Annotated in this window: 25 protein-coding genes and 1 pseudogene; 11 read left to right on the top strand and 15 right to left on the bottom strand. The window is 59.3% G+C overall.

All coding sequences use genetic code 11. From position 1 onward, the window contains the following. Positions 1-52: 52 nt before the first annotated feature. The 8 genes from AC1D2R_RS25415 to AC1D2R_RS25450 all read right to left on the bottom strand — a co-directional run bounded on the left by AC1D2R_RS25415 (position 53) and on the right by AC1D2R_RS25450 (position 7,146). Complete coding sequence (locus tag AC1D2R_RS25415) at positions 53-400, bottom strand: hypothetical protein (RefSeq protein WP_477971693.1); 348 nt, start codon at positions 398-400, stop codon at positions 53-55. A 363-nt stretch (positions 401-763) separates the two neighbouring features. After that, positions 764-1,093, bottom strand: coding sequence for a cupin domain-containing protein (locus AC1D2R_RS25420; protein WP_477971694.1), 330 nt, complete (start codon positions 1,091-1,093; stop codon positions 764-766). Between the two features lie 12 nt (positions 1,094-1,105). Beyond that, positions 1,106-1,861, bottom strand: coding sequence for a 2-dehydro-3-deoxy-D-gluconate 5-dehydrogenase KduD (gene kduD / locus AC1D2R_RS25425; RefSeq protein WP_477971696.1), 756 nt, complete (start codon positions 1,859-1,861; stop codon positions 1,106-1,108). Beyond that, positions 1,858-2,700, bottom strand: a complete 843-nt coding sequence (gene kduI / locus AC1D2R_RS25430) for a 5-dehydro-4-deoxy-D-glucuronate isomerase (RefSeq protein ID WP_477971698.1) — start codon at positions 2,698-2,700, stop codon at positions 1,858-1,860. Before kduI ends, kduD begins: the two co-directional genes overlap by 4 nt. Before the next feature lie 29 nt (positions 2,701-2,729). Next, positions 2,730-3,467 carry an ATP-binding cassette domain-containing protein gene (locus AC1D2R_RS25435; RefSeq protein WP_477971700.1) on the bottom strand — a complete coding sequence of 246 codons (738 nt, stop codon included), beginning with the start codon at positions 3,465-3,467 and terminating at the stop codon, positions 2,730-2,732. After that, positions 3,467-4,414, bottom strand: a complete 948-nt coding sequence (locus AC1D2R_RS25440; RefSeq protein ID WP_477971856.1) for an ABC transporter permease — start codon at positions 4,412-4,414, stop codon at positions 3,467-3,469. Before AC1D2R_RS25440 ends, AC1D2R_RS25435 begins: the two co-directional genes overlap by 1 nt. Before the next feature lie 142 nt (positions 4,415-4,556). After that, positions 4,557-5,507, bottom strand: a complete 951-nt coding sequence (locus AC1D2R_RS25445; protein WP_477971702.1) for a sugar ABC transporter substrate-binding protein — start codon at positions 5,505-5,507, stop codon at positions 4,557-4,559. 124 nt (positions 5,508-5,631) lie between these two features. Next, entirely contained in the window at positions 5,632-7,146 is a 1,515-nt protein-coding gene (locus tag AC1D2R_RS25450; protein ID WP_477971858.1) for an aldehyde dehydrogenase family protein, read from the bottom strand. A 126-nt stretch (positions 7,147-7,272) separates the two neighbouring features. Here AC1D2R_RS25450 and AC1D2R_RS25455 point away from each other — a divergent pair, with 126 nt between their 5' ends. After that, positions 7,273-7,974, top strand: coding sequence for a GntR family transcriptional regulator (locus AC1D2R_RS25455; protein ID WP_477971704.1), 702 nt, complete (start codon positions 7,273-7,275; stop codon positions 7,972-7,974). A gap of 784 nt (positions 7,975-8,758) precedes the next feature. Here the strand turns inward: AC1D2R_RS25455 and AC1D2R_RS25460 are convergent. Continuing rightward, a complete protein-coding gene (locus AC1D2R_RS25460; protein WP_477971706.1) occupies positions 8,759-9,088 on the bottom strand; it encodes a DUF982 domain-containing protein in 330 nt (109 codons plus the stop codon). Positions 9,089-9,355: 267 nt separating this feature from the next. Between AC1D2R_RS25460 and AC1D2R_RS25465 the strand changes: the two genes are divergently transcribed. From AC1D2R_RS25465 to AC1D2R_RS25480, 4 genes are all read left to right on the top strand, one after another. Next, complete coding sequence (locus AC1D2R_RS25465; protein WP_477971708.1) at positions 9,356-10,498, top strand: M24 family metallopeptidase; 1,143 nt, start codon at positions 9,356-9,358, stop codon at positions 10,496-10,498. Positions 10,499-10,687: 189 nt separating this feature from the next. Next, positions 10,688-11,599 (top strand): dihydrodipicolinate synthase family protein, encoded by a 912-nt coding sequence (locus AC1D2R_RS25470; RefSeq protein WP_477971710.1) that lies wholly within the window; start codon positions 10,688-10,690, stop codon positions 11,597-11,599. A gap of 113 nt (positions 11,600-11,712) precedes the next feature. After that, on the top strand, positions 11,713-12,741 hold the full coding sequence (locus AC1D2R_RS25475; RefSeq protein WP_477971712.1) for an Ldh family oxidoreductase: 1,029 nt from the start codon (positions 11,713-11,715) through the stop codon (positions 12,739-12,741). A 199-nt stretch (positions 12,742-12,940) separates the two neighbouring features. Next, the gene (locus AC1D2R_RS25480; protein WP_477971714.1) at positions 12,941-14,479 is read left to right on the top strand and encodes a DHA2 family efflux MFS transporter permease subunit; all 1,539 of its coding nucleotides are present in this window, start codon (positions 12,941-12,943) and stop codon (positions 14,477-14,479) included. Here the strand turns inward: AC1D2R_RS25480 and AC1D2R_RS25485 are convergent. Beyond that, positions 14,473-14,760, bottom strand: a pseudogene (locus tag AC1D2R_RS25485) (transposase); the annotation flags it as partial. The gene AC1D2R_RS25480 and the pseudogene AC1D2R_RS25485 sit on opposite strands and share 7 nt — an antisense overlap. Positions 14,761-14,793: 33 nt before the next feature. Between AC1D2R_RS25485 and AC1D2R_RS25490 the strand changes: the two are divergent. Further along, complete coding sequence (locus AC1D2R_RS25490) at positions 14,794-15,729, top strand: LysR family transcriptional regulator (protein WP_477971716.1); 936 nt, start codon at positions 14,794-14,796, stop codon at positions 15,727-15,729. Here AC1D2R_RS25490 and AC1D2R_RS25495 read toward each other — a convergent pair. Then, positions 15,680-16,411 (bottom strand): SDR family oxidoreductase, encoded by a 732-nt coding sequence (locus AC1D2R_RS25495; protein WP_477971860.1) that lies wholly within the window; start codon positions 16,409-16,411, stop codon positions 15,680-15,682. The genes AC1D2R_RS25490 and AC1D2R_RS25495 overlap by 50 nt on opposite strands. Positions 16,412-16,889: 478 nt before the next feature. Here AC1D2R_RS25495 and AC1D2R_RS25500 point away from each other — a divergent pair, with 478 nt between their 5' ends. Then, positions 16,890-18,167, top strand: coding sequence for a DUF3422 family protein (locus tag AC1D2R_RS25500; protein ID WP_477971718.1), 1,278 nt, complete (start codon positions 16,890-16,892; stop codon positions 18,165-18,167). A gap of 137 nt (positions 18,168-18,304) precedes the next feature. Here AC1D2R_RS25500 and AC1D2R_RS25505 read toward each other — a convergent pair whose 3' ends face one another. Beyond that, positions 18,305-19,408 (bottom strand): saccharopine dehydrogenase family protein, encoded by a 1,104-nt coding sequence (locus AC1D2R_RS25505; protein ID WP_477971720.1) that lies wholly within the window; start codon positions 19,406-19,408, stop codon positions 18,305-18,307. A gap of 124 nt (positions 19,409-19,532) precedes the next feature. Between AC1D2R_RS25505 and AC1D2R_RS25510 the strand changes: the two genes are divergently transcribed. Beyond that, a complete protein-coding gene (locus AC1D2R_RS25510) occupies positions 19,533-19,964 on the top strand; it encodes an Lrp/AsnC family transcriptional regulator (RefSeq protein ID WP_477971722.1) in 432 nt (143 codons plus the stop codon). Positions 19,965-20,035: 71 nt separating this feature from the next. Here the strand turns inward: AC1D2R_RS25510 and AC1D2R_RS25515 are convergent, their stop codons facing one another. The 3 genes from AC1D2R_RS25515 to AC1D2R_RS25525 form a co-directional block, all read right to left on the bottom strand. Next, the gene (locus AC1D2R_RS25515) at positions 20,036-20,986 is read right to left on the bottom strand and encodes a lytic transglycosylase domain-containing protein (protein WP_477971724.1); all 951 of its coding nucleotides are present in this window, start codon (positions 20,984-20,986) and stop codon (positions 20,036-20,038) included. 154 nt (positions 20,987-21,140) lie between these two features. Further along, on the bottom strand, positions 21,141-22,130 hold the full coding sequence (locus AC1D2R_RS25520; protein WP_477971726.1) for a LacI family DNA-binding transcriptional regulator: 990 nt from the start codon (positions 22,128-22,130) through the stop codon (positions 21,141-21,143). A gap of 18 nt (positions 22,131-22,148) precedes the next feature. Further along, complete coding sequence (locus AC1D2R_RS25525; protein ID WP_477971728.1) at positions 22,149-23,153, bottom strand: Gfo/Idh/MocA family protein; 1,005 nt, start codon at positions 23,151-23,153, stop codon at positions 22,149-22,151. 200 nt (positions 23,154-23,353) lie between these two features. Between AC1D2R_RS25525 and AC1D2R_RS25530 the strand changes: the two genes are divergently transcribed. From AC1D2R_RS25530 to AC1D2R_RS25540, 3 genes are all read left to right on the top strand, one after another. Continuing rightward, positions 23,354-24,646: an ABC transporter substrate-binding protein gene (locus AC1D2R_RS25530; RefSeq protein WP_477971730.1), complete on the top strand. Its 1,293-nt coding sequence runs from the start codon at positions 23,354-23,356 to the stop codon at positions 24,644-24,646. An 83-nt stretch (positions 24,647-24,729) separates the two neighbouring features. Next, positions 24,730-25,617 carry a carbohydrate ABC transporter permease gene (locus AC1D2R_RS25535; RefSeq protein ID WP_477971732.1) on the top strand — a complete coding sequence of 296 codons (888 nt, stop codon included), beginning with the start codon at positions 24,730-24,732 and terminating at the stop codon, positions 25,615-25,617. 1 nt (position 25,618) lies between these two features. Further along, positions 25,619-26,530 (top strand): carbohydrate ABC transporter permease, encoded by a 912-nt coding sequence (locus tag AC1D2R_RS25540; RefSeq protein WP_477971734.1) that lies wholly within the window; start codon positions 25,619-25,621, stop codon positions 26,528-26,530. Positions 26,531-26,548 lie beyond the last annotated feature (18 nt).

The raw sequence follows: 26,548 nt of genomic DNA on the forward strand, positions 1-26,548 counted from the left end.
CTGGATCCTCCAAAAAAAGGTTCAGATGAGTATTCAAATTCGTCAGTCTAATTTACGGGCAGGGGAAGCGTTCCTTCAGTCCGAGGAGCAAAACCACCGGGAAGCGATGCCAAGTGGCCTCTTTGTAGACCGAATGCTTTTGGACATAGCTTCGCAAGATTGAAACATATACGTCATCCGGAATTTCGATCGCCTTCGGTGGGCATATGAGCCCCTTTTGCTGGTGAGCCTCCAAGTCCGAATTCGCAGAGAGAATGGCATTGCCGGCCGCACCGACGACATTCCTGGCGAAATCGCAGTTACATTCCACCAGCTCGTTGATGGATTCTACGGGCTTGGCAAAGGTCGGCGAGGAATAAAGTGCGAAGACGCACGCCACGGCAATTTCAACTGTTTTCATGGCTCCTTCCCCTTCCCGCTCAAGTTGGCGCAAGGAGCGAGGCTCGGCAAGACATATTCACTTATCGGTGCCGAGCACTTGCCAACCGCATTGCTCGATCGCTCGACAACAAATATCATCAACAGAGCGAAAGAGTTAATGAAAAACCTCCAGCTCGGCATCTGCGAAGCGTTCCGCCAGACGAGATCGATGTCCTGCGTGGGCAGCTGCGTATCGGGGTACATAGCGACGTGGAAGCCATTGAAGCTGTGGGACCGAAACGGCCGCAAGCCTCACAGGACGGTCCGCTAAAGTGACGGGCCGGTTCCTCGTTGGGAATTGTTCGCGTCACTAGATCGAAGGTGCCAAAACTCACCAATCACATCATAAAAAATCGTCCCGTCTGGGCGTGAACGTGTCGATCAGCAATCCATCCTCGAGCGCGACGACACCGTGGACCAGATTTGGTGCGACAATGAAGCTGCTGCCCGCAGGCAGCGTTGTTGTCAGCCCATCAACTGTCACCTCGAAGACACCCTTGGCCACATAACTAACCTGTGTGTGAGGATGTGAATGGAGCGCGCCAACTGCTCCCTTGTCGAAACTGAAGGCGACAAGCATCATTTCAGGGCGATGAGAAAGAACGGCGCGGCGGTTGCCGGGCGAGGGTTCCGACCAGCTCAGGTCGTCAGGCAGTGTGTAGAAATCAGACATCGGTTACTCCCATTATCGTGCCATCCATCCACCATCCACGGGAAGGACCGTGCCATGCACATAGTCCGACGCGCTTGATGCAAGGAAGACGGCGGCTCCAGCCATATCATCGGCCCGCGCCCAGCGCCCCGCGGGAATGCGTTTCAAGATATCGGCATTGCGTTCGGCATCCGCCCGCAACGCCGTGGTGTTGTTTGTCTCGACATAGCCGGGGGCAATGGCGTTGACGTTGATGCCATGCGCCGCCCACTCATTGGCCATCAGCCGCGTCAGGCCCGCAACACCACTCTTGGCCGCCGTGTAGGATGCAACACGAATGCCGCCCTGGAAGGACAGGAGAGAGGCGATGTTGATGATCTTGGCCGGCACCTGTTCTTCAATCGCCATTCTGGCGAAGGCCTGACAGAGAAAGAACACCGACTTCAGATTGGTGTCCATGACGGCATCCCAGTCCTCCTCGCGAAAATCGATCGCATCGGCCCGGCGGATGGTTCCGGCATTGTTGACCAGAATATCCAGGCGCGGCCGAATGACGGCCGCGCGCTCGATGACGGCGCGCACCGCGTCCATTGTGGAGAGATCCGCAAGAAGAGGATGAAACGCCTGGCCGCCGGCTGTTACGAGCGCGGCGGTTTCTTCCATTGGCGAGCGCCCAACGCCTATGATGTCGGCCCCTGCCCCAGCAAGCCCGACGGCGATCGCCTGGCCGATGCCGGTGTTTGCGCCGGTGACAATGGCGCATCGGCCCGAGAGATCGAAAGGGTTCATCGCAAATTTTCCATTGGCACCTTGTCCATGTCGGTAAAGCTCATGTTGTCGCCGGCCATCGCCCAAATGAAGGAGTATCGACCGGTGCCGACACCGGAGTGAATGGACCATCCCGGCGACAGCACCGCGTCATGGCTTTTCAGCACGAGATGTCGCGTTTCGTGCGGCTCTCCCATGAAATGGAAGATACGCGTCGCCTCTTCCATGCCGAAATAAAGATAGACCTCCATGCGCCTGTCATGCACATGCGCCGGCATGGTGTTCCAGACCGAGCCGGGCTCGAACATGGTGAGACCCATCAGCAGCTGGCAGCTTTCGCAGACATCCGGGTGGACATACTGGTTTATGGTGCGGGCATTCGCCTCGTCGGCGGTGCCCGTGCGTACCTTCTTTGCCATGTCGAGTGTGATGAGCACGGTCGGGCAGGCACGATGAGCAGGCGCGCTCAGCAAATAGAACTCGGCAGGATTGATGGGGTCTTCGCTCTGGAAAGTCAGAATTCCTTGTCCCATGCCGACGTAGAGTGCATCCTGAAAATCGAGCGTATATTCGACGCCGCCAACAATGATCTTGCCCTTGTCGCCGATGTTGAGAATGGCCACCTCTCGACGTTCCAGGAACTGGCTGGTGCCGGTCTCCTTCACTTGATCGATCACGAGGTCGTCCCCGACCGGGACGATACCACCGACAATCATTCGATCGAGATGGCTGTAGGTGAGATTGATACTTCCTTTCGAAAAGAGCCCTTCAATGAGGAACCCTTCGCGCAGAGATTGCGTGTTTCGCCTGGCAGCGTCTTCTGGGCCAACGACCTGGCGTACGTTTGCGGAAAATGTCACGGAATTTGCCCCTTGGCGTTTGATAAATGTCAGGTGAGGACGACGTACTCAGTGAGCTGGCTGATGCTCGTGTCTGCTTTTTTCACGTCGAAAACCTTCGTTCCGTGGCTCATGATAACAAACCGATCGCAGACCTGATAGGCGTGATAGAGATTGTGTGTCACAAGCACGCTCGACACGTTTTCCGCCTTCAGCTTCAGCACCTGCGCGAGCAGCGCTTCGGTTTCGCGCACCGACAGCGCCGAGGTTGGTTCGTCGAGAAGCAGCACCCTGCGCTTGAAGAACACGGCACGCGCGATGGCGACGGCCTGCTTCTGCCCGCCCGACAGGTCGCCCACCAGCTTGTCGGGAGAGTCGATGCCGGAAATATGGACGGCCTTCTCCAACACCTCCATCGCAATGTCGCGCATCTCGGCCTGCTTCAGAAACCCGAATGCGTCGGTGCGCTCGCGGCCCATGAAGATGTTGCGCGTGATCGAGAGCGAATCCACCAGAGCGGTATTCTGGTAGATGGTTTCGATGCCGGCATCCGCTGAATCGGACCGGCAGGTGAACATCGTCTTTTGACCGTCGACGCTCAGGTGACCGGACGTCGGCTTGTGAATCCCCGAAATAAGGTTGACCGTGGTCGACTTGCCGGCGCCGTTGTCGCCAAGAAGACCGACAACTTCGCTTTGACCGATGTGGAAGCTCAGGTCCCGGAGCGCCGTGAGCGCGCCAAAGCTCTTGGTGATATTGTGCAGTTCGAGAAGATTGGGTGCGGACATCACGCAGCCCCCCGGCGTTCGATGAGATGGTTGAAGGCGGCAGCGACAACGATCAGCGTTGCGATAAACATGTCGAGATAGAAGCCCGGCGCTCTCAGCAGAAGAAGGACATCGGTAATGGTATGGATCAGCATGACACCAAGGAAGATACCGATGATCGAACCGCGCCCTCCGCGCAGTGAAAGCCCTCCGATAACGCAGGCGGCAATCGCCTGGAGCTCGAGACCCGCACCCTGCCCTGGCTGGACGCTACCGACACGCGCAGTGGCGATGATGCCGGCCACAGCGGCCATGCCGCCGGCGATTGCAAAGGCAACAAGCTTGACGTGATCGGTGTTGATGCCGATGGCCGTTGCCGCGGCTGGATTGCCACCGGTGGCAAATACATGGTTGCCGAACTTGTGACGGTGCAGCAGCAGATAGAAACCGACAACAAACAAGACAATCCAGACAAAGGCCGCGTTGATGCCGAAGATCGTACCGGCAAACAGGCTGGAAAAGGCGGGCTCCGGATCGAACCGGACCTGAACGGCGCCGTTGTAGAGAAGCACGGCGCCGCGCCAAAACAACAGGCCTCCAAGCGTGACGATGAAGGACGGCAGGCCGAAACGCAGCGTGATCGTGCCGTTGAGAAGGCCGATCAGGACGCCAAGGAGAATGCCGAGCGGCGCTGCAATGAAGGCGCTCATGCCGCCATCGACGAGGCTCGCCATCAGGACGGCGGTCAAGGTATAGACGGAGCCGATCGACAGATCGAACTCGCCGGCTATCATCAGGACGCCAGCTCCAAGCGCCAGGCAACCGAGCACCGGAACGGCCTTCATCAAAATCGTCAGGTTTTGCGGCGACAGATAGCGGAAGTCGTCGGGATAGGCGAGCGCGCCTGCGATGCAGACGACCTGCAGAGCGGCGAAAACCAGAAGAATGGCCCCGGCCGGCATGGTCATTACCTGCTTCAGCAGCGATTGTTTTCGGGTGCGCGATTTCGGCACGGCGCTGTCGGTCATGGTGTAGGTCACTGTCGTTACTCTGTTCCAGGGATCGAAGTGACCTTCCGGCTTTCGCCGGAAGGTCTTCAAGCGTGATGCTCTATCGATAGCTACCGATCAGAGGCTTGACGGAGCTGATGCGCGACTTGTCGAGAAAGGCGCCTTGACCCGTATCGACATCCGTCGGGGTCAATCCGTATTTCTTCGCCAGCGCAATCTGGGCGATCGGATAGTAACCCTGCAGGTAGGGCTGCTGATCCATCGTGGCGAACATGGCGCCCGATTCAACAGCGTTGACGATTTCGACCGCCAGATCGAAGCCGCCGAAGGGAATTTTGACGCCCGCATCCTTGATGGCGCCTGCGCCGACCGTCGAGGTAACGGACCCCGTACCGAACAGCGCCTTGACGGTTGGGTTGGCGATCAGGAATTGGGCAATGATATTCTGCGCTTCGGCCGGATCGAGCCCGGAGCGAACCGTCTCTACCTTGATGCCCTTTTCGGTCATCGCTTTCTCGATGCCACCGCCGCGCGCGACCGCGAAGCTGGCTTCGGGGATCTCGCGCGGATTGAAAACCACGTCGCCGTCCTTCAGCCCAAACTGCTCGATCATGCGATTACCAAGCTCATAGCCCGAGGCGAATTCATCCATGCCGACATAGGCCTGACGGCAATTGCCCTTGGCGCCCTCGAGATCGTCATTGTTGAAGCCGATGACGATGATGCCGGCCTTGACGGCAGCGCAGATGCTGGCATCGAAAGCATCCGAACTGGAGATCGCAACGGCGATGCCGTCAACGCGGCTGACGGTAGCGCTCTCGATCAGGTCGTTCTGGCGCACCGGATCGTTGTTGGCATATTGCACGTCGAGATCCACGCCGAACTGCGCCGCAGCATCTTGTGCGCCTTTGACAACGGGATTAAAGAACTGGACACTTGGATCGAGGTAGATGATCATCGTCGCCTTGACATCGGCCGCCAAGGCGGTGGATGTAAAGGCCATAGCTGCGCACGCCGCAAGCATTGCGGTTTTCAGTTTGGTCAATTTCATTTGCGTATCCTCCCTTTGGATGTGCAATCAGGGTCGAAAGACCCATTTCTCGGCTGTCGGGCTCCGACCAAAGATCGCGCCAGCCGAGATTCTCCTCCTCTGCCTCAGTTTCGTATGATCAGCATCACCCGAACCAAGGATCCGGCCGGCCCAAGGTCACGTGAATGCCCTTAAACTGCGAATACTCGTCAAAACCGTAGCGGCCGAGTTCCCTGCCGAGGCCGCTCTTTTTGTAGCCGCCGATCGGCAGTTCAGGGGCGCCGTCGATAACGCTGTTGATCCAGCACCGCCCGGCCCGGATGCGTCGAATGCTCTGTAGCGCGTTCTCGAGATTGGTCGACCAGACGCTCGCCGACAGACCGAATTCCGACGCATTTGCCAAAGCGACTGCCTCGTCGGCCGTCTTGAAGGTCAGTGTCGAAAGGACCGGCCCGAAAATCTCCTCCCGGGCGATCGACATGTCTGCGGTCACGCCCGAAAATACAGTGGGGGCGTAGTAAAGCCCGGTGCCTTCTCCGACCCTGGATCCGCCAAGCAGCAGATCAGCGCCGGCGGCCTGTCCCGCCTCGACATAGGAATGAACCTTGGCGGCATGCGCTTCCGAGATCATGGCTCCGACTTTCGTCCGCTCGTTCAATGGATCGCCAAAGGTGACCTTGCGGGAAATATCGAGCAGGCGGTCGAGCAGCGCGTCGCGGATACCCTCCTGCACAAGCAGGCGGCTGCCCGAAATGCAGCACTGGCCGGCATTGTGGTAGACACCATAGGCAATGCCATCCGCGGCCGCCTCCAGATCAGCATCGGCAAAGACGATCTGTGGACCCTTGCCGCCCAGTTCGAGGCCGACGCGTTTGACGCTTCGGGCAGCGATTTCACCAAGCTTCGTTCCGACCCGCACCGAGCCGGTAAAGGCGATCATGTCGGTGCCCGGATCTTCCGCCAAGACTTGGCCGGCCGGATCGCCGTAGCCGGTGACGACATTGAAGACGCCGTCGGGAATACCGGCATCGCGTGCCAGTTCCGCCATGCGGATCGAGGTGCCGGAGGTGAACTCAGACGGCTTGAGCACGACCGTGCAGCCGCCACCGATCGCCCACGGCACCCGCTCGGAGGCAATGATGAAGGGAAAATTCCAGGGCGTGATGATGCCCACGACCCCGACAGGCTCTCTCAGTACCAGACCGAGCCTGTTGTCACCGATATTGTTGTGGGTCTGGCCTTCCAGTGCCCGGGCCTGGCCGGCCGCATAGGACCAGAGATCGGCGCAGAACGTGATTTCACCCCGTGCCTGGGCGATCGGCTTTCCAACCTCCAGACTTTCGATCAACGCAATTTCTTCCACATGGGCAAGGATGAGCTCGGCCGTCTTGAACATCAGGCGCGACCTTTCGGCACCCGACATACGGGGCCATGGCCCGGTATCGAAGGCGCGGCGGGCAGCGCCGATTGCTGCGCGAACATCGTCGGCAGACGCGTCGGGCCACGTGCCGACGAGAATGCCGGCGTGGCCTGGGCTCACCCGGTCTATGGTCTTGCCCGAGGCAGCATCTATTGACTTGCCATCGACAAGCATCCGGTAGCGGGATTTACTCCGCAAACGCGGATCACTAGAGTCGGGACTTATGAAATTGGACTGTATCGTCATCAACCAACCAGGGTTTTGTGCCCCGGCTCCTCCATCCTGGCCCGGCATATCGAGCGCCGTGCTTGTGCTGTCGTTAAGTTGTATGGTACTGTATGGTGGTTTTTAACTGATGTCAACGAGATGACGGTGGCGCGAAGCATGACCCTTGAGACATTGAAGATCGAGACCGGGGAGACGACCGCTGCTCAGGTCGAACGGGATTTGCGCGAGGCGATCATCCGTCTCGATCTTGCGCCCGGCTCGCGGTTGTCCGAACAGGAGATCGCGTCCCGCCTGGGCGTCTCCAGGCAGCCGGTTCGCGAGGCACTGATCGCTCTTGGAAAGTCCAAGCTTGTTGAAATCCGGCCGAACCGCGGTACGGTCGTGGTTCTCATCTCCGCACGCCAAATGATGGAGGCCCGCTTCGTGCGCGAGGCAATCGAGGTCGCGGTCGCCCGGCGTGCCAGCGAAAGCTTCGATACCTGGACACGGCGGAAGATCGACAGCATTCTCGAGCGCCAGAGAAGCGCGATGAAGGCACATGATCACAATGCGTTTCGTCGAGAGGACGAGCAGTTCCATATCGCGATTGCCGAGGGTGCCGGGTGTGGATTGGCCTGGAACGCAATTTCAGACATCAAGGCTCACATGGACCGGGTTTGCAATTTGCAACTGCGCAACCCCACTTCCATGAACAATCTCATCGTTCAGCACGAAAACATCGTCGCCGCGATCGACGCTAGGAATGCAGATGCGGCGGCAGACGCCATGCGGGCGCACCTGAATGGCATTCTTATAGACCTACCAGCCATTGAATCTGCCAACCGCGAGCTTTTTGAATAGCAACCTGCGGAATTGTTTAGCACGTCTCGTTCGTCCGAAATCGGCATCCAGAATACGAGGAGAGCTCACGACAGGACGCACGGCACTAGCAATCGACGCGCGAGCCCGGGAAGCTCCAGGAGCGCTCCAGGAATTCGCTGACATCAAAAGCAGAGAGTCATCTTTAATGCCGACGCATTGCCAGTTCAAGGATGTGATTTGGTTAGGTGTGAGCTTTCAGGAGGATCGCTCCGAATGAACATTCACAAGAATGCCCGACTGACGCCTTTGCGTCGAGAAGAAACGGCCTTGGCTGACCGGCGGTCAGTTGTCCCCAACGCGGGACGCCAGCTACATCTCGATATCAAGCGTCTCGGCCGCTATTTGGCTTTTTCCCCTCCAAACCATTAGCTGTGGCCACCAAGTTGCTGCATGATTATCGCTGCCGGCGCTAAAGGACGTCGTGAAGGCCAGGCTGTGTGACCCAAGCAGTTTTAAGTATATCGATACTGTTATCTCGTCTGTGGACGATGGAGACCATAAGGTCGTCATGACCTATCGCGCCAACAACGGTTTTGGCGGCAAGACATTCGAGAGAGCCGAGGCACGCGTCTATCCCACGTCCTGCGGACTTATTGTCTGGTAACAACTCTCGAACTAGCTGGATAGCCGAGGCAAGAGTCAACCTTGCCCAGAGTTAGTAGATTCCCAGCACCTTCAAGGCGACCGCTACAAACACTCCAAGTAGCATAATTTTCGTCATGTCGGGCGTAAGATGAAAATAGCCCATGCGACAAACCTCCTATCAATGCGTTGTTGGCGAATCTCCGCGCTTGGTCTTCCGTGCGCGGGGCTCAGGGTGCTCCTGGATATACTCTTCCCTGACCATGAGCATTCCCGCCGCCTGCGCTGCGGCGACAAATGCCGCCCTCGCCTGCTCAGGATCGCGGATACCCTCCATTGCCTCAAGACACGTTTGTTGCGCGACAATCCACTCTTTGCCGCGGTCGTCTTCAGGCCAGCGATAAAGCAGGCTGCGGGCCAGGCTATCGAGCGTGTCATGGCAACGCATAGTGACGCCGTTGCGTCGCTCCACGGCAACGATGAGCTCTCTGATGCGCAGGTGCTCGTTCATCGGAATCCTCCAAAGGAAGAATCAGATGAGAGCAGCTGCGCCACATGTCAAGATGCTAATATAACAATCTTCTAAATGATCATTTTTAGCAGGGAAACCCATACAACCTCGGAGGTCCCTTCAGGAGATACATGGCCTGCTTCACTCGCATTGGGCGGCGGAGTCAAATCGTTGTCGACAAACTGGCGACATCGCGTGTATAGTTTTTTGCCGCCATCGTTGGGGCAGCCCTCCGAAAATCGATTGATCAAGATTGGAACCAGAGAAATGTCCTGGCCTCATCCCGTCCCTCCCATCAACGACACCGAACGGCAGGAGCGCATCGCCCACCTGCGGACCAAGCTCGAGGATAAAGATATCGGTGGCATTTTGCTCGGCCCGACGGAAAGTTTGCGTTATTTCACAGGCCTTGTGTGGCACCAGAGCGAACGCCTGCTGGGCGCGCTGATCACGCCCACGGAATTCTACTACATCGTGCCCGGCTTCGAGCGCAGTCGCGTCGACAGCCTGCCAAAGCTTGCTGGTGAAATCCTCGCCTGGGAGGAAGACGAGAGCAGCGCGGCCCTGGTAGCAAAGCTCCTCGGCTCCAGGAAGCGCCTGGCTCTCGACGACGCCTTGCCCCTGTTCGTCTACCACGCCCTGGCTTCGCACATTGGACCCGAGTGGCTGCTTGACGGGGGCCGGACGATCCGCGATCTGCGCCTTTGCAAGTCGCGGCCTGAAATCGACATCATCCAATATGCGATGAACCTCACGCTGGAGGTGCAACGGCGTACCCACGACGTCATCAAGCCGGGCATCCGCGCATCCGAAGTGGTCCGTTACATCGACGAACAGCATCGGGCTCTGGGCGCAGAAGGCGGTTCCTCCTTCAGCATCGTTTCATTCGGCCAGGCAACGTCGCTTCCCCACGGTGCTGACGGCGATCAGGTATACTCGCCGGGAGACGTCGTGCTGGTGGACACCGGCTGCCGCATCGATGGCTATCATTCAGATCTGACCCGCACATACGTGCTCGACACTCCGAGTGAGGCCTTTGCCCGCGCATGGGCGATCGAACGGGAAGCGCAGCAGGCTGTCTTCGATGCGGCTGCGCTGGGGGCGGCATGCGGCAGCGTCGACGATGCAGCACGGCGTGTCTTGCTGAGCCACGGGCTCGGTCCAGACTATAGCCTTCCCGGTCTGCCACACCGCGCAGGGCATGGGCTGGGCCTCGAAATTCACGAAGAGCCTTATCTCGTCCGCGGAAATGCGATGCGGTTGAAAAAGGGCATGTGTTTTTCCAATGAGCCGATGATCGTCTTTCCCGATCAGTTCGGGATCCGTCTGGAAGACCATATTTACATGACCGAACACGGTGCTCGATGGTTCACCAAGCCCGCAGAGAACCCGCTCGAGCCGTTTAGCTGACGCTTCCGCACGCGCCGAATGCGCCGGTCCGACACGCCGACCCGAGGGCGAAAGTGCCTTGCCGCAACATCGCTGGCCTCCCGTTTCCCATCGCTTCGGGCATGCCGGGCGATGTCAATTTTGACCGGGCACTTGATTTTGTCGACAGTTTGTATACTGATGTTTGCAACAACATGATAGGAGGCTGAAATGACCACTGGCTGGCGCGGCGTTTTCCCCGCTGTAACAACGCAATTCCATGAAGATCTGTCGGTCGATCTCGACAACACCCAACGCGTGCAGGACGCGCTCGTCAACGATGGTGTCACCGGCCTCATCGTGATGGGCACTTGCGGCGAGAACAACTCGCTCGATCCCGAAGAGAAGCGCACGATCCTCAAGGCCGCCGTCGAGGTGGTGAACGGTCGTGTGCCTGTCGTCACCGGTGTCTCCGAGTTCGACACCCGCCGGGCTATCGCCTACGCAAAGGATGCCGAGAAGCTCGGAGCCGATGGTCTCATGCTGTTGCCGGCCATGGTCTATGTGCCGAAGCCGCACGAGCTGGTCGCCCATTTCAAGGCGGTTGCCGAGGCAACTTCGCTGCCGATCATGCTCTACAACAATCCGCCCGCCTATCGCGTCAACATCGGCGTCGACGTGCTGCGCGAGCTCGAAGGCGTCGAGAACATCAAGGCCGTCAAGGAAAGCGCACCGGATCCGCGCCGCTTCACCGACCTCATCAATGAGTTCGGTGATCGTTTCGACCTTTTTGCCGGCCTCGACGACGTAGCCCTCGAGGGCATGATGCTCGGCGCCAAGGGCTGGGTCTCGGGCCTCACCAGCGCCTTCCCGCAGGAATCGGTTCAGCTCATCGCGGCAGCCGAGCGCGGCGACTGGGAAGAAGCCCGTCGCATCTACCGCTGGTTCATGCCGCTACTTCATCTCGATGCAGAACACGATCTGGTTCAGTCCATCAAGCTCGCCGAGCAGATCATGGGCCGCGGCACGGAACGTGTGCGCATGCCACGCATGCCTCTCACGGGTGCACGCCGCGCCGAGGTCACTGCCATGGTCGAAAAAGCCGCGGCCACGCGCCCGTCGCTCAGCAGGAAAGCAGCCTGACCCACAGGCTGTCACCTTTGTTCAACGAGTGATCCGGTTGGGGTCGCCCGGTACAAATCGCAAAGAGGCGCGTCACAGCGCCTCTTCCTGTATTTGACAACAGGCTAGCTCTCATGTCTTCCAGCATCACATATCTCTCGCGCGAAGCCGCGCACACGCTCAGCACCCAGATCCTCCTGGAAGCAGGTCTGACACCCGATCACGCCCGGACGGTGACAGCGTCCATCGTGGCCGCGCAACAAGACGAATGCTATTCGCATGGGCTCTATCGCCTGCTGGGCTGCGTGCGGACCATCAAGGCCGGAAAAATCGATCCAAACGCCGTCCCGGTCGTTGATGACGCGGCGCCTGGGATCGTTCGGGTCGATGCCAACCTCGGCTATTCCTTGCTGGCATTCGAAACCGGGCTGCCGAAGCTGGTCAGCAAGACGCGGCAGCAGGGCATAGCTGCGATGGCCATCACGCGCTGCTTTCACTTTTCCGCTCTCTGGCCGGAGGTCGAGGCGATCGCCGACGCTGGTCTCGTGGCTTTGGCACTCACGCCAAGCCATAGCTGGGTTGCCCCCGCAGGAGGCATCAGACCCGCCTTCGGGACCAATCCTCTGGCCTTTGGCTGGCCGCGACCGGACACGCGACCATTTGTCTTCGACTTCGCCACCAGTGCGGCAGCCCGTGGTGAAATTGAGCTTCACCGGCGTGCAGGAAGGCCCCTGCCCATCGGTTGGGCCATCAACAGCGAGGGCCAGGACACGACGGATCCCACCGAAGCGCTGCAGGGTGCGATGCTGACTTTTGGCGGCCACAAGGGTTCGGCCCTGTCGGCGATGATCGAGCTTCTCGCCGGTCCGCTGATCGGGGACATGATGAGCACGGAGTCTATGGCCTTTGACGAAGGCGCCGGCGTTACGCCTTGCCACGGTGAACTCATCATTGCGCTCGATCCACACTCCTTCCTCGCAGGAGGCGTCGCGCAGAACCTTCAAAGGGCCGAGGGTCTGTTCCGTTCCATCACCGACCAGGGCGCGCGCCTTCCATCGCAGCGGCGCTATGAAGCCCGGGACCGGAACGAGGCGCTTGGCATTCCGGTTCAAACCGAGCTGCTTGCCGAACTGGAACGTCTGCTCCTTGATCTGCGCACCTAGTACACGCATCGGCTTTCGGCAGCGATGATCCACGGTGCAGCCAGCGCGCCTGTCGCGGGCTGTTGGCCACCTTCTGGACATGCGGTTGAAACGCTCCCCTCGGAGTCGATAGTCTCGAAGGCCTCTATCGATTCTGCCGTCATCCGAACTATGTTGTCGGTGTAAGCGAGGGACACCATCGCGCGCTCAGGATCGTCAAATGTCGGAAAGATCTGAAGCTGCTCATCCAGACGAAAGAACTGCCATTGTCTGGATTGGCTTTATTGCCATGTGCGCCGGCATGTTCATGGCGATCCTCGACATACAGGTCGTCGCAACGTCGCTGCCCACCATACAGTCCGCGCTTGAAATCGGCCCCGATCAAATGAGCTGGATACAAACGGCCTATCTGATCGCCGAGGTTGTTGCGATCCCGCTTACCGGCTTCCTTACGCGGTTCCTCACGATGCGATGGCTCTTCGTAACCGCTATCACCTTGTTTGCGATAGCCTCGGCAGGCTGCGCGGCCAGCGGCAGCTTTGGCGCGCTGGTGGCCTGGCGGGTGCTTCAAGGCTTCTCGGGCGGCACCATCATTCCGGCGGTATTTTCCGCCGTGTTCATCCTGTTTCCCGACAGGCGTCAGGCGTTGGCGACGACGATCGCTGGTGTTCTCGCAGTGCTCGCCCCGACGATTGGACCGATCGTCGGCGGCTGGATCACCGAAACCTATTCATGGCACTGGCTGTTCCTGATCAATGTTCTCCCTGGTCTCGGCGCGGGCGCCGTCGCCGCGCTTTCCCTGCCCAGACAACGGGTGGATGCGTCGCATATCAGGCACCTCGATGCCTTGTCATTGGTGACGATGGCAACGGCGCTCACAACCCTTGAGCTCGCAATGAAGGAGGCCCCGACAGGCGGCTGGAGCTCGGCATATGTTGTCGGCTTGCTCCTCGTCAGCCTCACATCAGGATCGGCATTTGTGGTGCGAACACTGCGCCGTGCGCGGCCGCTGGTCGATCTCGGGAATTTCGGTGACCGAAACTTTCTCGTGGGTTCAATTCTCAGCTTTGTTCTCGGAATCGGTTTATTCGGCTCCGTCTATCTGATGCCGGTGTTTCTCGCGTTTGTCAGGGGCCATAGCGCCCTGGAGATCGGAGAGACGATGCTGGTTACAGGGATCGCTCAGCTGCTAACGGCTCCGATCGTGGTCGCGCTGGAGAAGCGGACGGACGCGCGCCCACTATCGGCGATAGGATTCGGCCTCTTTGCTGTCGGGGTCGGCATGAGTGCTTTCCAAGACCCCGGTACCGACTACGACGCGATGTTCTGGCCCCAGGTCGTGCGCGGCGTTGCAATCATGTTCTGCCTGCTGCCGCCAACGCGCCTCGCGCTTGGCACGCTTTCACCTGAACGCGTGCCGGATGCGAGCGGCCTCTTCAACCTGATGCGAAATCTTGGCGGAGCGATTGGTATCGCTTTGATCGACACCATCATCTACACGCGATCGGAGCCCCTGGGTCAGGATTTATGGGCTCGTCTTCAGGCCGGTGACGTTGCGGCCGCATCATTCGTCGGCGCGCCGGCGCAAGCCATTGTCGGTCATGTGGGAAGCTTCGATGCGGACACGACGGCGATGCTCGATCCGTTGATCCAGACCGCCGCGAGCGTTCAGGCCATCAACGAGGCCTGGATGGTCATTGCCGTGCTCACGGCCTGCGCCCTGCTTTGCATCCCGATTGCCCGGCGTCAGCAAAGGTAGGGCCAGTCGCCTGAGATGGGCCGGGAAAGAAAAACCTTCACTTTATCGTCGATCTCTTCGCAAGGCCGGGAAACCTGGCTTTCGTATGCCGCTCATGCCCATGGCCTTGACCAGCTCATCGACCGAACGGGTCGAAACGCCTTGGGATACGAAGCTCGGCGGTGCCAGCTCGGGTCTCCCAGTCGCGATCGCGATAACCGTTGCGCTGCAAGTCGCAACGCGTTCTTCTGCCCGTAGTCCGCGCCTGGACCGGATTTTGGCTGGACGCTCAAAAGCAGTTCCTTTTCACCAAAACGCGCACTATTGGTAAGTCCATGAATCCGAGGCTCCTCAAGACATTCCTAGCGGCCGCTCGACATCGAAACCTGACGCGCGCGGCCGAGGATATCCATCTCGCTCAATCGAGCGTGAGCGACCAGATCCAGTCACTGGAAGCTGAACTTGGAACCGCGCTTTTCGTGCGGTCGAAACAGGGCCTCGCCCTGACGCAGGCCGGTGAGGTATTGCAGCGCTATGCCGAAGAAATCCTTGGCTTGGTCGAGGAAGCTCGCGCCGCCGTCGGCGCGTTCTCGGCTCGGGAGAAGACTGTTCGTATCGGTACGCTTGAAACGATCGCTTCGGCTCGACTTCCAGGTTTTTTGTCGATCTTCCAAAGGAAACATCCGGCGATCGATGTGCAGCTCGTGGTGTCCGGTAGTGGCGACTTGCTTCGCAAACTGGGCAACAGCGAAATCGACATTGCAATCTGCCTCGGTGCCGTTGGCCACGACGAGCGTTGGAATAGGAGAGTGCTCTTCGACGAGCCTCTCGTCCTGATCACGCCCCCTCAAAGCGAGCATGCCTCGCAAGCGTTGGCCTTGCAGGACCTTGCCTCGATGCGCTTTCTGTCGACCGAGGCCGGATGTGTCTATCGGCGTCTGTTCGACAGTGCATTTTCTGAGGCGGGAATGGCAGCACCCAAGTTGGTTACCGAGGTTGGCAGCATCGGGGCGATCGCGCGAATGGTGGCCGCAACGGGAGGGTACGGGCTTGTTCCCAGGGTGGCAGTCCAAGACGCCCTTGGTCGGGGGGAGATTGAAGAGATGTTCTGGCCAGGTCCAACGCGGTCCGTCGAAGTGTCAATGATCTGGCGACGCAAGCGCGTGCAGCCGCCAGTACTAAGGACCCTGTTGACCGCCGTCAGCGACGATTTCTCGGCACTCAGATCAATCGATGACCGCCCTCGACATGCAGTGTCGTCCCCGTTGTAAACGGATTGTTCATCAGAAATTCAATCGCGTGTGCAATGTCGTCTGGTCGTCCCACGCGCCCCAGCGGCAGACGCTGCGCCATGGCGTTTAAAGTATCGTCTTTCCTGTCGCCCGCCACGAATTTCCAGATCGGTGTATCGACCCAGCCCGGAGAAACCACGTTCACGCGTATGGGTGCGAGTTCGATCGCAAGTGCGCGCACCAGACCTTCCAGGGCGGCATTGACCGCTGCGACGACCGAGCCCCTGGCTGACGGCCGATAGGCCGCAATTCCGGATGTAAACGTCATTGATCCACCGGTGCGCATTGCAGTTGCCCCATACTTTGCAAGTAGAAGCGGACCATAAAGCTTGCTCTCGATGACCCGTTGGGCAGCGCGCAAATCAAGGGAGGGCAGAAGCTCATAAGCACCGGCAATTTCAGCTGCGGTACTCACGATGTGATCGAAGGGATCGAAACTGCTGAAAAGACCGGACACTTGATCTTCTTGGCTGGTGTCGAGTGCAGCTGTCACAAGATTCTTTGGCTTTTGAAGCTCTGAACGCGCGCGTTCCAGCTTTTCCTCGCTGCGCCCGGCGATGACGACGTGGCGACCGGCGGCAAGCGCCCTTCCTGCCAGCGCCAAGCCCATCCCGGAGCTGCCTCCGACAATCAGTACCCTCGAATTTCCAATGACACTCATCTTGGTGTTTCCCGTTTTTAACTCGATAACGTCCCGGACAATGGGGTGAAGACGGCGCGGAAGGGAAACGGAGAAAACCGATAGCGCCATCGGCAAAAACGATGATTGTTTCATCACAAGAAAAGCCTCGCCTATGGCCGAGGTTAGCAGGTTTTCGTGCTTCATGAACATGCGCTCGCCCTTGATGTCGTCGGGCGCGGATGGCGCAGGGACATCATCCACCTACGCCAGACATGGTTCATGACTGCCGCGCCTCAATGAACGGTCTTTGTGCCGACCAGGAGTAATTGACCGTCGGCCTCAATGTCGCAAGGCCGGGTCGCTGCGGCATTCTGTCGGCTAATCGATTGAATTGCTTACTGAGGCGGCACCAACCTAAGTGCATGATTTACATCGCATTTATTGTGTGCGATCTGTCCATGGCCAGGACGCGCCGGCATTCCTGGCTTGAAAAACGGGCCGATCGAAAGGATGATCGATGACACGAGGAAGCTTTGCCTTCCCTCCTGCTGAACTGCGCGCACGTGCGATCGGCGAAATTCATGCACGACCATTTGCGCTTGTGACCGCCCCGCGCGTCATCTTCCAACTCGCCTTTCTGACGGACTCGGCTGCCGACGCAGACCAGGAAACACTTGCCGGCCTGTCGCGCTCAAGTGGCGTCGCACCGCCCGCCCCTGAAACAAGCCATCACGCGATAAGTTGGGGTCAGGGAACCCTGAGATGGGAACGGCATACCGAATTCTCGACCTATTTCTGGGACAGTCCGGCGCCGGAACGGTTTGGGATCGATATCCCCGTGCACCCCTTCGGCGATGGCTTTTCTGCGCCGGGACCGTTCATTTCGGGAATTCGACTGGAAATTAGACCCGACACAACAGCGACCGACGAGGACATCGTCGTTTTCGATCCGACGAGCCTGTGCCGCAGCGACCTCAAAAACGGTCAGGCAACGATCCTCACCGACTTTCGTCAGGACGGCCACGGACTGACGAAAATCCTCGTCATTGACCGTGGCATGAGCGACAGCGCCCGCGGTGCCCTCGTCCAGCGACTGCTCGACATCGAGACCTACCGCACACTGGCGATGATGGGCCTGCCGCTGGCGCAATCGCTTTCGCCGGAAATTCGCCGCATCGAATCTGGCTTGACCGCAATCACGCAGCGGATGAAGCAGCATGCCCGTGACGAGGCAGACCAGATGCTGTCGGAGATTACGCGCCTGGCGGCCGACCTTGAGGCCAATGCGGCCCTGAGCCTCTACCGTTTCGGCGCAAGCCGCGCCTACAACGAAATCGTGCAGGAGCGGATCCGTGCGCTTGCCGAGACCGCCCCGTCGGGGAGCGAAACCCTTGGCTCCTTCCTCGATCGGCGGCTGGCACCGGCAATGCGGACCTGTCAATCGGTGGAGGAGCGGCAGGCGAACCTGTCGCGCAAGCTCGCCCGCGCCACGGCCCTGTTACGAAGCTGGATCGATGTCGAGCTCGAGCGCATCAACTCGACGCTGCTGAATTCGATGGATCGGCGCGCCCAGCTCCAACTGCGCCTGCAGCAGACGGTGGAAGGGCTCTCGGTCGCGGCGATCTCCTACTATGTCGTCGGCCTGCTTGGATATCTGGCGAAGGGCGCCCACATCGCAGGCTTCGATGTCGCGCCCGAGGCGTTGACAGGCCTCTCGGTGCCGCTTGTCGTCGCCGGCATGTGGCTGGTCGTGCGCAACATTCGACGACGGCACGCAGAAGAGGACAAGCATTGACATTTTGTTGCGGCGCAGGACGCGGTTGCGTCCGGCGCCTCGATCCGGGGTGGATCCGACGTTCCAGGTTCGCCAGATCGCTTGCCTTCAGTTGGACGAGGCAACCTCGCTCTTGGCGAGACTGCGGTTCGATCCCTCTAGCTGGCGACCCTGTCGGAGTATGACTTCTGCTCATAATGATGGCCGAAGCGGCTCTTCAGGAAGGCATCCAGGCTAATATCCTCCTGGCGGATGAAGCCGTTGGCAGGAAGTACGCCCTGTGACAGCATGTCGAGGACAGCACAGATGCTGCACGCCGTGGTGATCTGGATTGCGCTCATCATGCGGCCGCCTATGACGGCGCTATAGACCTTGTTGGCGTATGTTTCCTGGACCAGCCGCCCCTCCTTGCGTCCGGAGACGGTAACGAAAATGATCACGACGTCCTGCATGGTCGAAGGCAGCGCGTTCTCGAAAATGTCCTTGAGCACCTCGCGGCGATGGCGCAGCCCCAGATCGTTGAGAAGTGCCTTCATGATGGCAGCATGGCCGGGATAGCGGATCGTGCGGTAGTTCAGCGTCCGAACCTTGCCCTTCAGGGTCTCACAGAGCGTTCCCAGCCCACCTGATGTGTTGAACGCCTCATAGGTTACGCCATCAAGTGAGAATTCCTCGCGTTCTTCAAGTGCCGGAACCTTGATCAACTGCCCTTCGACAATCGCCTCGCAGGGCTCGATGTATTCGTTTATGACGCCGTCGGTGCTCCAGGTCAGATTGTAGTTGAGGGCATTGGACGGATACTGCGGCAGCGCGCCCACACGCATGCGCACGCTGTCGAGCGTGTCGAAGCGGCTGGCAAGGTCATTTGCAACGATCGAGATGAAGCCGGGCGCCAGTCCGCATTGCGGAATGAACGCAGTCGTGGCGGTCGCAGCGATCGCCTTGACCTGGCGGGTCGATTCCACATCCTCCGTCAGATCGAGATAGTGTACGCCGGCCTTGGCAGCCGCTTCTGCGATCGGGATCGTCAGGTGATATGGCGCAGCACTGAGAACGGCAAATTTGCCGGCGAGCAGACGTACCATGGCGGCGCTATCGGAGATGTCGATCTCGGCAACGGAAATGGCGTCATGCTGTTCGATCTGCGAGAGCTGCTCGGCGCTCCTGTCCGCCAAAGTGACGTGATAGTCCCCTGAATAGGCAAGCAATCTCGCAATCGTCGATCCGATCTTGCCTGCACCCACTACAACAACACTTCGCATTTGAACCTCCTCTGCCGGCCAATCTTTATGGTTTTTTTATTCAGTCTCCGCATGTTGAATCCAAGCGCCATAATGACTAATTCTACTAATTAGTTTGAACAGATCGACGATAAGATCGTACAATATGACGCTAAACGACAAGGATCGGGATCTGCTTGCGCTGTTGAGCGAAAACGCTCGGATGCCGGTTGCCCTCCTGGCGCGCAAGCTCGGCCTGTCGCGCACGACCGTGCAAGCAAAGATCGAGCGCCTGGAACGTGACGGCGTGATTTCAGGCTATGGCGTGCGCCTGTCTGATGATTTCGAAAAAGGGCTCGTCAAGGCGCATATACTCATCACGCTCGCCGCGAAATCGCTGGGAGGCGTGACACGGGACCTTCACGCCATTTCACATGTTCGCTCGGTCTTTTCCGTCAGCGGAAGCTTCGACCTGATCGCCATCGTCGCTGCAAATTCCATCAGCGAACTGGACAAGATCATTGATCAGATCGGCGAGATTGACGGCGTGGAAAGAACGTTGTCCTCGATCATATTGTCGACGCGAATTGATCGCTAGATCGCCCTGAGCCCTATGGATCGCCGCAGATGCGGGTATCCGGCTGTCGTCAGGCTGCGCCACCGCCGATTTCAGTTCTTGAAGACAAGGCAAGTCCTGTTGCTCTTGCGGATTTGAGTGCACAGGTCATTTGCCTGCGCCCTCGTCTGGCGCGCGATGCGGGTAACATAGCGCGGGCGGTAGCCGAAACTCCGGTCGCGTTGACGCAGAATAAGCGGCTGCTCCTGATTGAGCGGCGCGGGCAGCCCCTGTACCGCTTCGAAAAATAGCCGACGGGCAACGTCGGGGCTGGCGTGCGCCGCAATCTGTACCCCCCAGGGTGCCCAGGCACCCTCCGTTTGCCAGGCCGGCTGGCTCCAATTGCGGCCGGAAGCGAGTGCCACACAGCTTTCGACGAAGGGCTTGTTCTCGTCGAGCACCCGTGTTGTCTCATCCGAGTTGCCGGACTTCCAGTCATCGACGCTGCGGGCGGTAATGGCCATCACGTAGCTTCGTGTCTCGGACGGCAGGTTTGCGCCGCCAAGATAGTTCGACACTCCATTCTCGCCGGCATTGTAGGCGGCGGCAGCCAGTCCGAGATTGCCAAAGCGGTCGCGAAGTTCATCGAGATACTCCGCCGACTTCTGCAAAGCCTCCAGCACATCGTAGCTGTCTCGCAGGCCACGCAACTTCGCCGTCCCCGGCATGAACTGTGCGATGCCCTGCGCTCCCTTGTAGCTCAGGGCATCCGCACGAAATCTGCTCTCGCGCCAGATCAACCGCGCAAAAAAGTCCGGCGGCAGATCGTGATCCGTAGCGGTGCGCTCGATCGCGCCGCAGAGGTCGCTTACAAAGTTGTCCTTTCGAATACAGAGCATCTCCCCGGACGAGGATACCGACCGGGTATAAAGGCAGGCGACCGGAGCTGGGCTCTGGGAGGGCTCGCCAAGGCAGATCGAAGCCGAAAACAGAAAAAAGAGCAGGGAGGTCAAAGCCTCGACTGCCCGAAGGTCGAAAGTGTCGCGTCGATTTTCCGCGGTCATGTGGTTCCGGCGCTGCTGCCGCAACGCCGCCATCGAGTAGCACTGGCCGCTTATACCATTTCTTTTGCCAGCTGCCGTCAAGACATCGTCGTCAAAAGCAGCGACCGCTGGCGATCGTGCCGATTGCGAAGGGGGCGTTGGCAGATGCTGTGGCCTATGCTGTCGAGCCCCAACGCGCCGTGCAGGTGAGCGTTATGCTGTGTGGCCCTTCCAGATCGGCATCATGGCGCTCGATCAGATCCACAACCGCATCCATGAACGCAGCGTGGTCGAGGCTCAGCGTGGTCAGGTCGTTGCAGTCCCAGCCGGCCATGGCGATGCCATCCTGCCCGACGATTGCGAGATCATCGGGCGTGTTCTTTCCGAGCACGCGCCGCGCAGCATCCCGGGCGCCGATCGCCATGACATCGTTGCCGCAGATGATGGCGTCGACTTTCGAGCGATGCAGCAGGAGAATCGCCTCCTTGAAGCCGGAATCATAGCTGTAGTCGCCAAAGGCCTCGGCCTCGAGCGGCAGGCCGCGCTTTGCAAGCGCATCGGCGAACCACTTCCGACGCAGCTTGTCGATCCAGCTCGACTTTGTGCCGGACAGATAGGCAAAGCGTTTCTTTCCATCGCGGACGATCTTGTCGATGATCTCGTCGGCCGCAGCGGAACCATCGATACGGATGTTGGAGACGTTTTCGTTTTCCAGCGGCTCGAAGGAAACGATGATCGGCTTCGTCGTGTGAAAGATATCGACGGCATCCTGCATCGAGACCATGTCGGAGAAGACCACGACATGGTCGACCTGATAGGTGGATGCAAGACGCATCAGTTGCAGCCGGTCGTCGTGATCTGCGCAGCAAAGAATGATCGGCAGAAGCTGCCGTGCCTGCAGGCGGTGGACAAGGAGCTGCTGCTCCTCGGCTTCGCAAGGATTGCCGATCGCGTTGACGACGAGCGCCACGAGACGGGAGCGCTGATTGTTCAGCGAACGGGCAATCGCATTCGGCTGATAGCCGTATTCGCGCGCAACCGCGAGAATACGGTCGCGGGTGGCGCTGCCGATCCTGGAATCGGGCGAGAAGGCGCGCGAAATAGTCGCGGAAGACACCCCGGCCAGCTTTGCCAGTTCCTTGGAGGTGATCCGCCGCTTGCTCATTTCCGATAGTCCACGCGTTTATGTGGCAATCCTGACAGGTGCCCCGTCGGATGCTGCCGATTCCTTGATTGCATCCCACAGCCTAGCGAATCGCAAGCCCATTTCAACGGAGCCGGTGTTTTCCATCGTGCCGGCCCGAATGGCGAGGAAGTTCTTCATCGGATTGTCAAGAATCTCGGCCTCCTCACGGGGCTCGCTGATGCGGCCGACACTGACCTCGCGCCAGCCGCCCCACGCATCGATCCGCACGATGGCCCTGGAATAGAAGAATGTGATGTAGGAAGCGCAGCCGGGAGGCCCCTCGCCTGCGGCAGTCAACGTCGCCAACGCGCCGTTCTTCAGGCGAGCCGAGACCGCCGTTGCGATATCGACCTTCTTGCCCTGGTTGTTCATATAGGCCGAGACGCTGTCAAAATCCGAGTTCGCAAGCAGGCAAACCGTGTTCATCATGTGCGCGCCGGTATCGAACATGAACCCGCCGCCGGAGATTTCGGGCTGCTGCTTCCAATGACCGTCGTAATTATCAGACCAACTCTCCCAGATCATGCCTGCAATGGCGATCAAATCACCAAACTCCCCCGCGAGTGCACGCTTGCGCGTATCGACCACCAGCGGCGAAAGCCCCCCTTGGAAAGCCGTGACAACAGTCACCCCGCTCCTCTTCTGGGCGGCAATCAGCCTCTCTGCTTCGGCCACGGTGGTGACCATCGGCTTTTCGAGAAACAGATCGAGGCCGGCCTCGGCAACCGCTACAGCCTGTTCGGCATGGAACGCGTGCGGGGTCGAGACATAGACGATGTCGAGGTCATCGCGGCACGTGGATAGCATCTCCCGATAGTCCGCGAAGCTCCTTGGCTGCGCATTTCCGGCGGCGATGCAGACATCGATCAGGCGCTGGCGCGAGGAGGGAACCGTGTCGGCGAGCGCAACGAATTCGATCTCGGGCATCGTCGCCCAGCTTGCAGCATACTCGGCCGCCTTCAGGCCCGCGCCAACGACGCCAAGCCGCAATTTCTTTGACATGAAAACTCCTCCCGAAAGCATTGTGTATACGGTTACACAATCGCAAACATGATGGCAAGTTATATTTAACTGTTTATAATCAATGCATTACTAAATGACTCAACACCATCATAAAAACCTTCTTGCCTGATTTCAGAATGCGTGTACATTTTTGATCACGGTGCTGGAGGGCGCTGTAGAACCAAAAGGGAGGACTTCCGTTGAAGAAGACGGTCATTGGTGGCCTGTGCGCCATTTTGCTCAGCGCTGTGTCGACGCTGGCACATGCCGAGACAATCCGAATTGCAAACCACGGCCAGGCCGGTATCGACGCCATGAAGTCGACGGTCGAGGCGATCGAAAAGAAATACGGCGTGACCGTCGAGGTTATCGAATACCCCGCGCCGGACAAGGATTACCTGACGAAGCTTCTCACCGAGCTTGGCGCCGGCAACGCGCCGGATATCTTCTCCATCCCGACGACAGCTGCGGTGGCCGATATGGTCGCCGCCGGCTACTTGGCGCCGGTGACCAAGGACATCAACGCCTGGGACGGCTACGCCAATTTCTATGACGTCGCCAAGCAGCTCGCCGTCAGCCCCGATGGCGAGACCTATGTGATGCCGTTCATGCTCGGCATCCAGGAAATCTATTTCCGCAAGGACGTGCTGGACAAGGCCGGCATCTCGACCGAACAGCCGAAGACCTGGAAGGACCTCCTCGATCGTGCCGCCGAGGTCAAGGCGAAGACCGGCGCCTACGGTCTGCTCTTTCCAGCAGGCGTTTCCTGGGGCAGCGGCGCGTTCGACGAAGGTTTCCAGCACCTGCTCGTTGGTTCCAAGACGCCGCAGTTGGTCGATCCCGACGGCAAGCTCGATCTGAACGGCGAAGGCATCAAGGACGTGTTCGGCGTCTACAAGGAGCTTATCGACAAGGAGCTGATGCCGACGCAACCGCTACTTGGGCCTGAACCCTGGGTCGTACCGAAGTATGAAATGTTCCCGCAGGGCAAGCTTGTGGCCACCACCTGTGGCTCCTGGTGCTACATCTTCGACTGGGGTCGCGAGAGCAAGAACCCCATCCCTGATGTGACCAAGATCGTCGGCACCTGGACCGTTCCGGGTCAGGACAGCGGCCAGTATGTGCTGGCCAACCTGGCCGCTCCGTGGGCCGTCAATGCCAAGTCGGCGAATGTCGAACTTGCCACGAAGGCACTGATGGAAATTGGCTCGGTGGACACCCAGGTTTCCTATGCAGCGCGCATCGGCAATATTCCGGCCAGCAAGGACGCGGCCAAGAATGCCGCGTTCCAGAAGCTGACGGAGCTGGTTCCGATCCACGCAGCGGCCGGTAACGGCGTCTTCCTGAAGCAGGCGTCGGGGTTCGGCACAGTCGCCGAAGGTGTCGCCCGCGCAACGGAAGCCTTGCTGCGCAAGGAAACCGACGCCGCTGGCGCCCAGAAGATCCTTGTCGACTACGTCAAGGAAACGCTCGGCGACGACGCGGTCAAGTAAGCCAAAGGCTTTCAACTTCCGCCCAAGACGGAGGCGCGGCCGATCTGCCGCGTCTTCGCTGATCTGACAAGGTTGTGAGCTTCATGGTCCTCAATTCTCACGAACGACGCGTCGAGCGTCAGCTTCTCGTGATCCTGCTTCCATCGCTGGTGCTGCTTCTGGCTTTCGTGATCTATCCGGCGCTTTATTCCGTCTATCTGAGCTTCACCAACGAAGCGCTGACGGGCGCTGCGGCGCTGCGGCCGCGCTTCGTCGGTTTGCGCAACTATGCCCGGCTTCTCAACGACGCAAAATTCTGGAATGCGCTGCTCGTCACCTTTTTCTTCGTGATCGGCTCGGCCGTGATCGGTCAGTTCGTTCTCGGCCTGATCTCGGCGGTCGCGCTGCGTCGGAACATTCGCTTCCGGCAGATATTCTCTTCCATCATTCTCTTGCCGAACGCGGCCCCTGAAGTCGTCGCCGGCTTCATGTGGATCTCGATGCTCGCAGGCGGCGAGCACGCGACGCTCAGCCGCATTGTGAGCTTCTTCGGCGTCACCCCTGCCGATTGGCTGCAGGTCTTCCCGCTGTCGATGGTCATCATCGTCAACACCTGGCGCGGCATCGCCACCGCCATGATCCTTTTGACCGCCGGCCTTAGCACTATTCCCAATGAAATCTATGAGGCAGCCCGCATGGATGGTGCGACCCCTTCGCAGATGTTCCGCCGCATCACCCTGCCGTTGATGATGCCGACGATCCTGCTCTACATGCTGATTTCGGCCGTTTCGACGATTGCCGTGTTCGGCCTCGTCTATGCCCTGACGCGCGGCGGACCGGGTGGCGCAACCGAGGTCATCAGTATCTACATCTACAACCAGTCCTTCACCGCTTTCCAGCTGGGCTACGGAGCAGCCGTCGCAGTGGTCGCCCTGTTGATCTCGCTCGTCCTCGGCATCGCCTATGTCCGGGCCATGAAGGTGGAGGTCTGACATGGCCGCGATGTCTCCTACCGAAAATGCAAACAAGACCCGGTCGGACCTGCTTGCCTATGCGACGCTGTCACTGATCTCGATCTTCTGCGCCATCCCCTTCTTCTGGGTGTTGCTGGCATCGCTTGACGGAAATGCGCAGCTGTTTGTGCGGTGGCCGGAACAGTGGACTTTTGCCAATTATGCCAGGGTCTTCACCAAGGAAGACGGGGCAAGGTGGTTGTTCAACTCACTCTTCGTCGTTGGCGGAGCGACCGTTCTGGTCATGGTGCTCGCCGGGCTCGGCGGCTATGCGCTATCGCGCACCCGCGCCTGGTGGAAGCTGCCTTTCCTCTATGCCATCCTCCTGATCCGCGTCCTGCCGCCGACGGCGCTCGTCGTGCCGCTCTACAAGTTCCTGCTGATGCTGAACAATATGGAGGGCGCCATTCTTCGGCCGATCTTCGGCGAATACGCCCGGCCGATCATGCGCTGGACGGGTTTCATCGACGGCTATCTCGGGCTGATCCTGGTGCTCGCGACGATGCAGCTTCCCTTGGCGCTGTGGATCATGAAGACGTTCTTCGATGGCCTGCCACGCGACTATGAAGAGGCCGCGTTGATGGACGGCGCAACACTTATGCAGCGCATTCGCCGGGTGCTGATCCCGCTGGCCCTGCCAGGCCTGGCGGCCGCCGGGCTGTTCGCCTTCATGTCGGCCTGGGGCGATTTCCTGCTGCCGCTGATCTTCCTGTCGTCACCGGAGCTGCAGACGCTGCCGCTCGGTCTTTTCCGAGCGTTCCTGCGCATCAACGAAATCGACTACGGCCTGCTTGCCGCACTTGCCTTCATCTATCTCCTGCCGGCAGTGATCGCCTTTGGCTTCGCGCGGCGCTTCCTCGTCCAGACCTTCGCGGGCGGCGTCAAAGGCTGATAGCCAGAAAGAGTTCCA

The organism is Rhizobium sp. P1_C7, from assembly GCF_056406295.1.

Bases quoted from the DNA above. Each gene is read 5' to 3' on its own strand.
- AC1D2R_RS25415 (WP_477971693.1), bottom strand. From the start codon at position 400: ATGAAAACAGTTGAAATTGCCGTGGCGTGCGTCTTCGCACTTTATTCC.
- AC1D2R_RS25420 (WP_477971694.1), bottom strand. From the start codon at position 1,093: ATGTCTGATTTCTACACACTGCCTGACGACCTGAGCTGGTCGGAACCC.
- kduD (WP_477971696.1), bottom strand. From the start codon at position 1,861: ATGAACCCTTTCGATCTCTCGGGCCGATGCGCCATTGTCACCGGCGCA.
- AC1D2R_RS25435 (WP_477971700.1), bottom strand. From the start codon at position 3,467: ATGTCCGCACCCAATCTTCTCGAACTGCACAATATCACCAAGAGCTTT.
- AC1D2R_RS25440 (WP_477971856.1), bottom strand. From the start codon at position 4,414: ATGACCATGCCGGCCGGGGCCATTCTTCTGGTTTTCGCCGCTCTGCAG.
- AC1D2R_RS25445 (WP_477971702.1), bottom strand. From the start codon at position 5,507: ATGAAATTGACCAAACTGAAAACCGCAATGCTTGCGGCGTGCGCAGCT.
- AC1D2R_RS25455 (WP_477971704.1), top strand. From the start codon at position 7,273: ATGACGGTGGCGCGAAGCATGACCCTTGAGACATTGAAGATCGAGACC.
- AC1D2R_RS25460 (WP_477971706.1), bottom strand. From the start codon at position 9,088: ATGAACGAGCACCTGCGCATCAGAGAGCTCATCGTTGCCGTGGAGCGA.
- AC1D2R_RS25465 (WP_477971708.1), top strand. From the start codon at position 9,356: ATGTCCTGGCCTCATCCCGTCCCTCCCATCAACGACACCGAACGGCAG.
- AC1D2R_RS25470 (WP_477971710.1), top strand. From the start codon at position 10,688: ATGACCACTGGCTGGCGCGGCGTTTTCCCCGCTGTAACAACGCAATTC.
- AC1D2R_RS25475 (WP_477971712.1), top strand. From the start codon at position 11,713: ATGTCTTCCAGCATCACATATCTCTCGCGCGAAGCCGCGCACACGCTC.
- AC1D2R_RS25480 (WP_477971714.1), top strand. From the start codon at position 12,941: ATGTCGGAAAGATCTGAAGCTGCTCATCCAGACGAAAGAACTGCCATT.
- AC1D2R_RS25490 (WP_477971716.1), top strand. From the start codon at position 14,794: ATGAATCCGAGGCTCCTCAAGACATTCCTAGCGGCCGCTCGACATCGA.
- AC1D2R_RS25495 (WP_477971860.1), bottom strand. From the start codon at position 16,411: ATGAGTGTCATTGGAAATTCGAGGGTACTGATTGTCGGAGGCAGCTCC.
- AC1D2R_RS25500 (WP_477971718.1), top strand. From the start codon at position 16,890: ATGACACGAGGAAGCTTTGCCTTCCCTCCTGCTGAACTGCGCGCACGT.
- AC1D2R_RS25505 (WP_477971720.1), bottom strand. From the start codon at position 19,408: ATGCGAAGTGTTGTTGTAGTGGGTGCAGGCAAGATCGGATCGACGATT.
- AC1D2R_RS25510 (WP_477971722.1), top strand. From the start codon at position 19,533: ATGACGCTAAACGACAAGGATCGGGATCTGCTTGCGCTGTTGAGCGAA.
- AC1D2R_RS25515 (WP_477971724.1), bottom strand. From the start codon at position 20,986: ATGACCGCGGAAAATCGACGCGACACTTTCGACCTTCGGGCAGTCGAG.
- AC1D2R_RS25520 (WP_477971726.1), bottom strand. From the start codon at position 22,130: ATGAGCAAGCGGCGGATCACCTCCAAGGAACTGGCAAAGCTGGCCGGG.
- AC1D2R_RS25525 (WP_477971728.1), bottom strand. From the start codon at position 23,153: ATGTCAAAGAAATTGCGGCTTGGCGTCGTTGGCGCGGGCCTGAAGGCG.
- AC1D2R_RS25535 (WP_477971732.1), top strand. From the start codon at position 24,730: ATGGTCCTCAATTCTCACGAACGACGCGTCGAGCGTCAGCTTCTCGTG.
- AC1D2R_RS25540 (WP_477971734.1), top strand. From the start codon at position 25,619: ATGGCCGCGATGTCTCCTACCGAAAATGCAAACAAGACCCGGTCGGAC.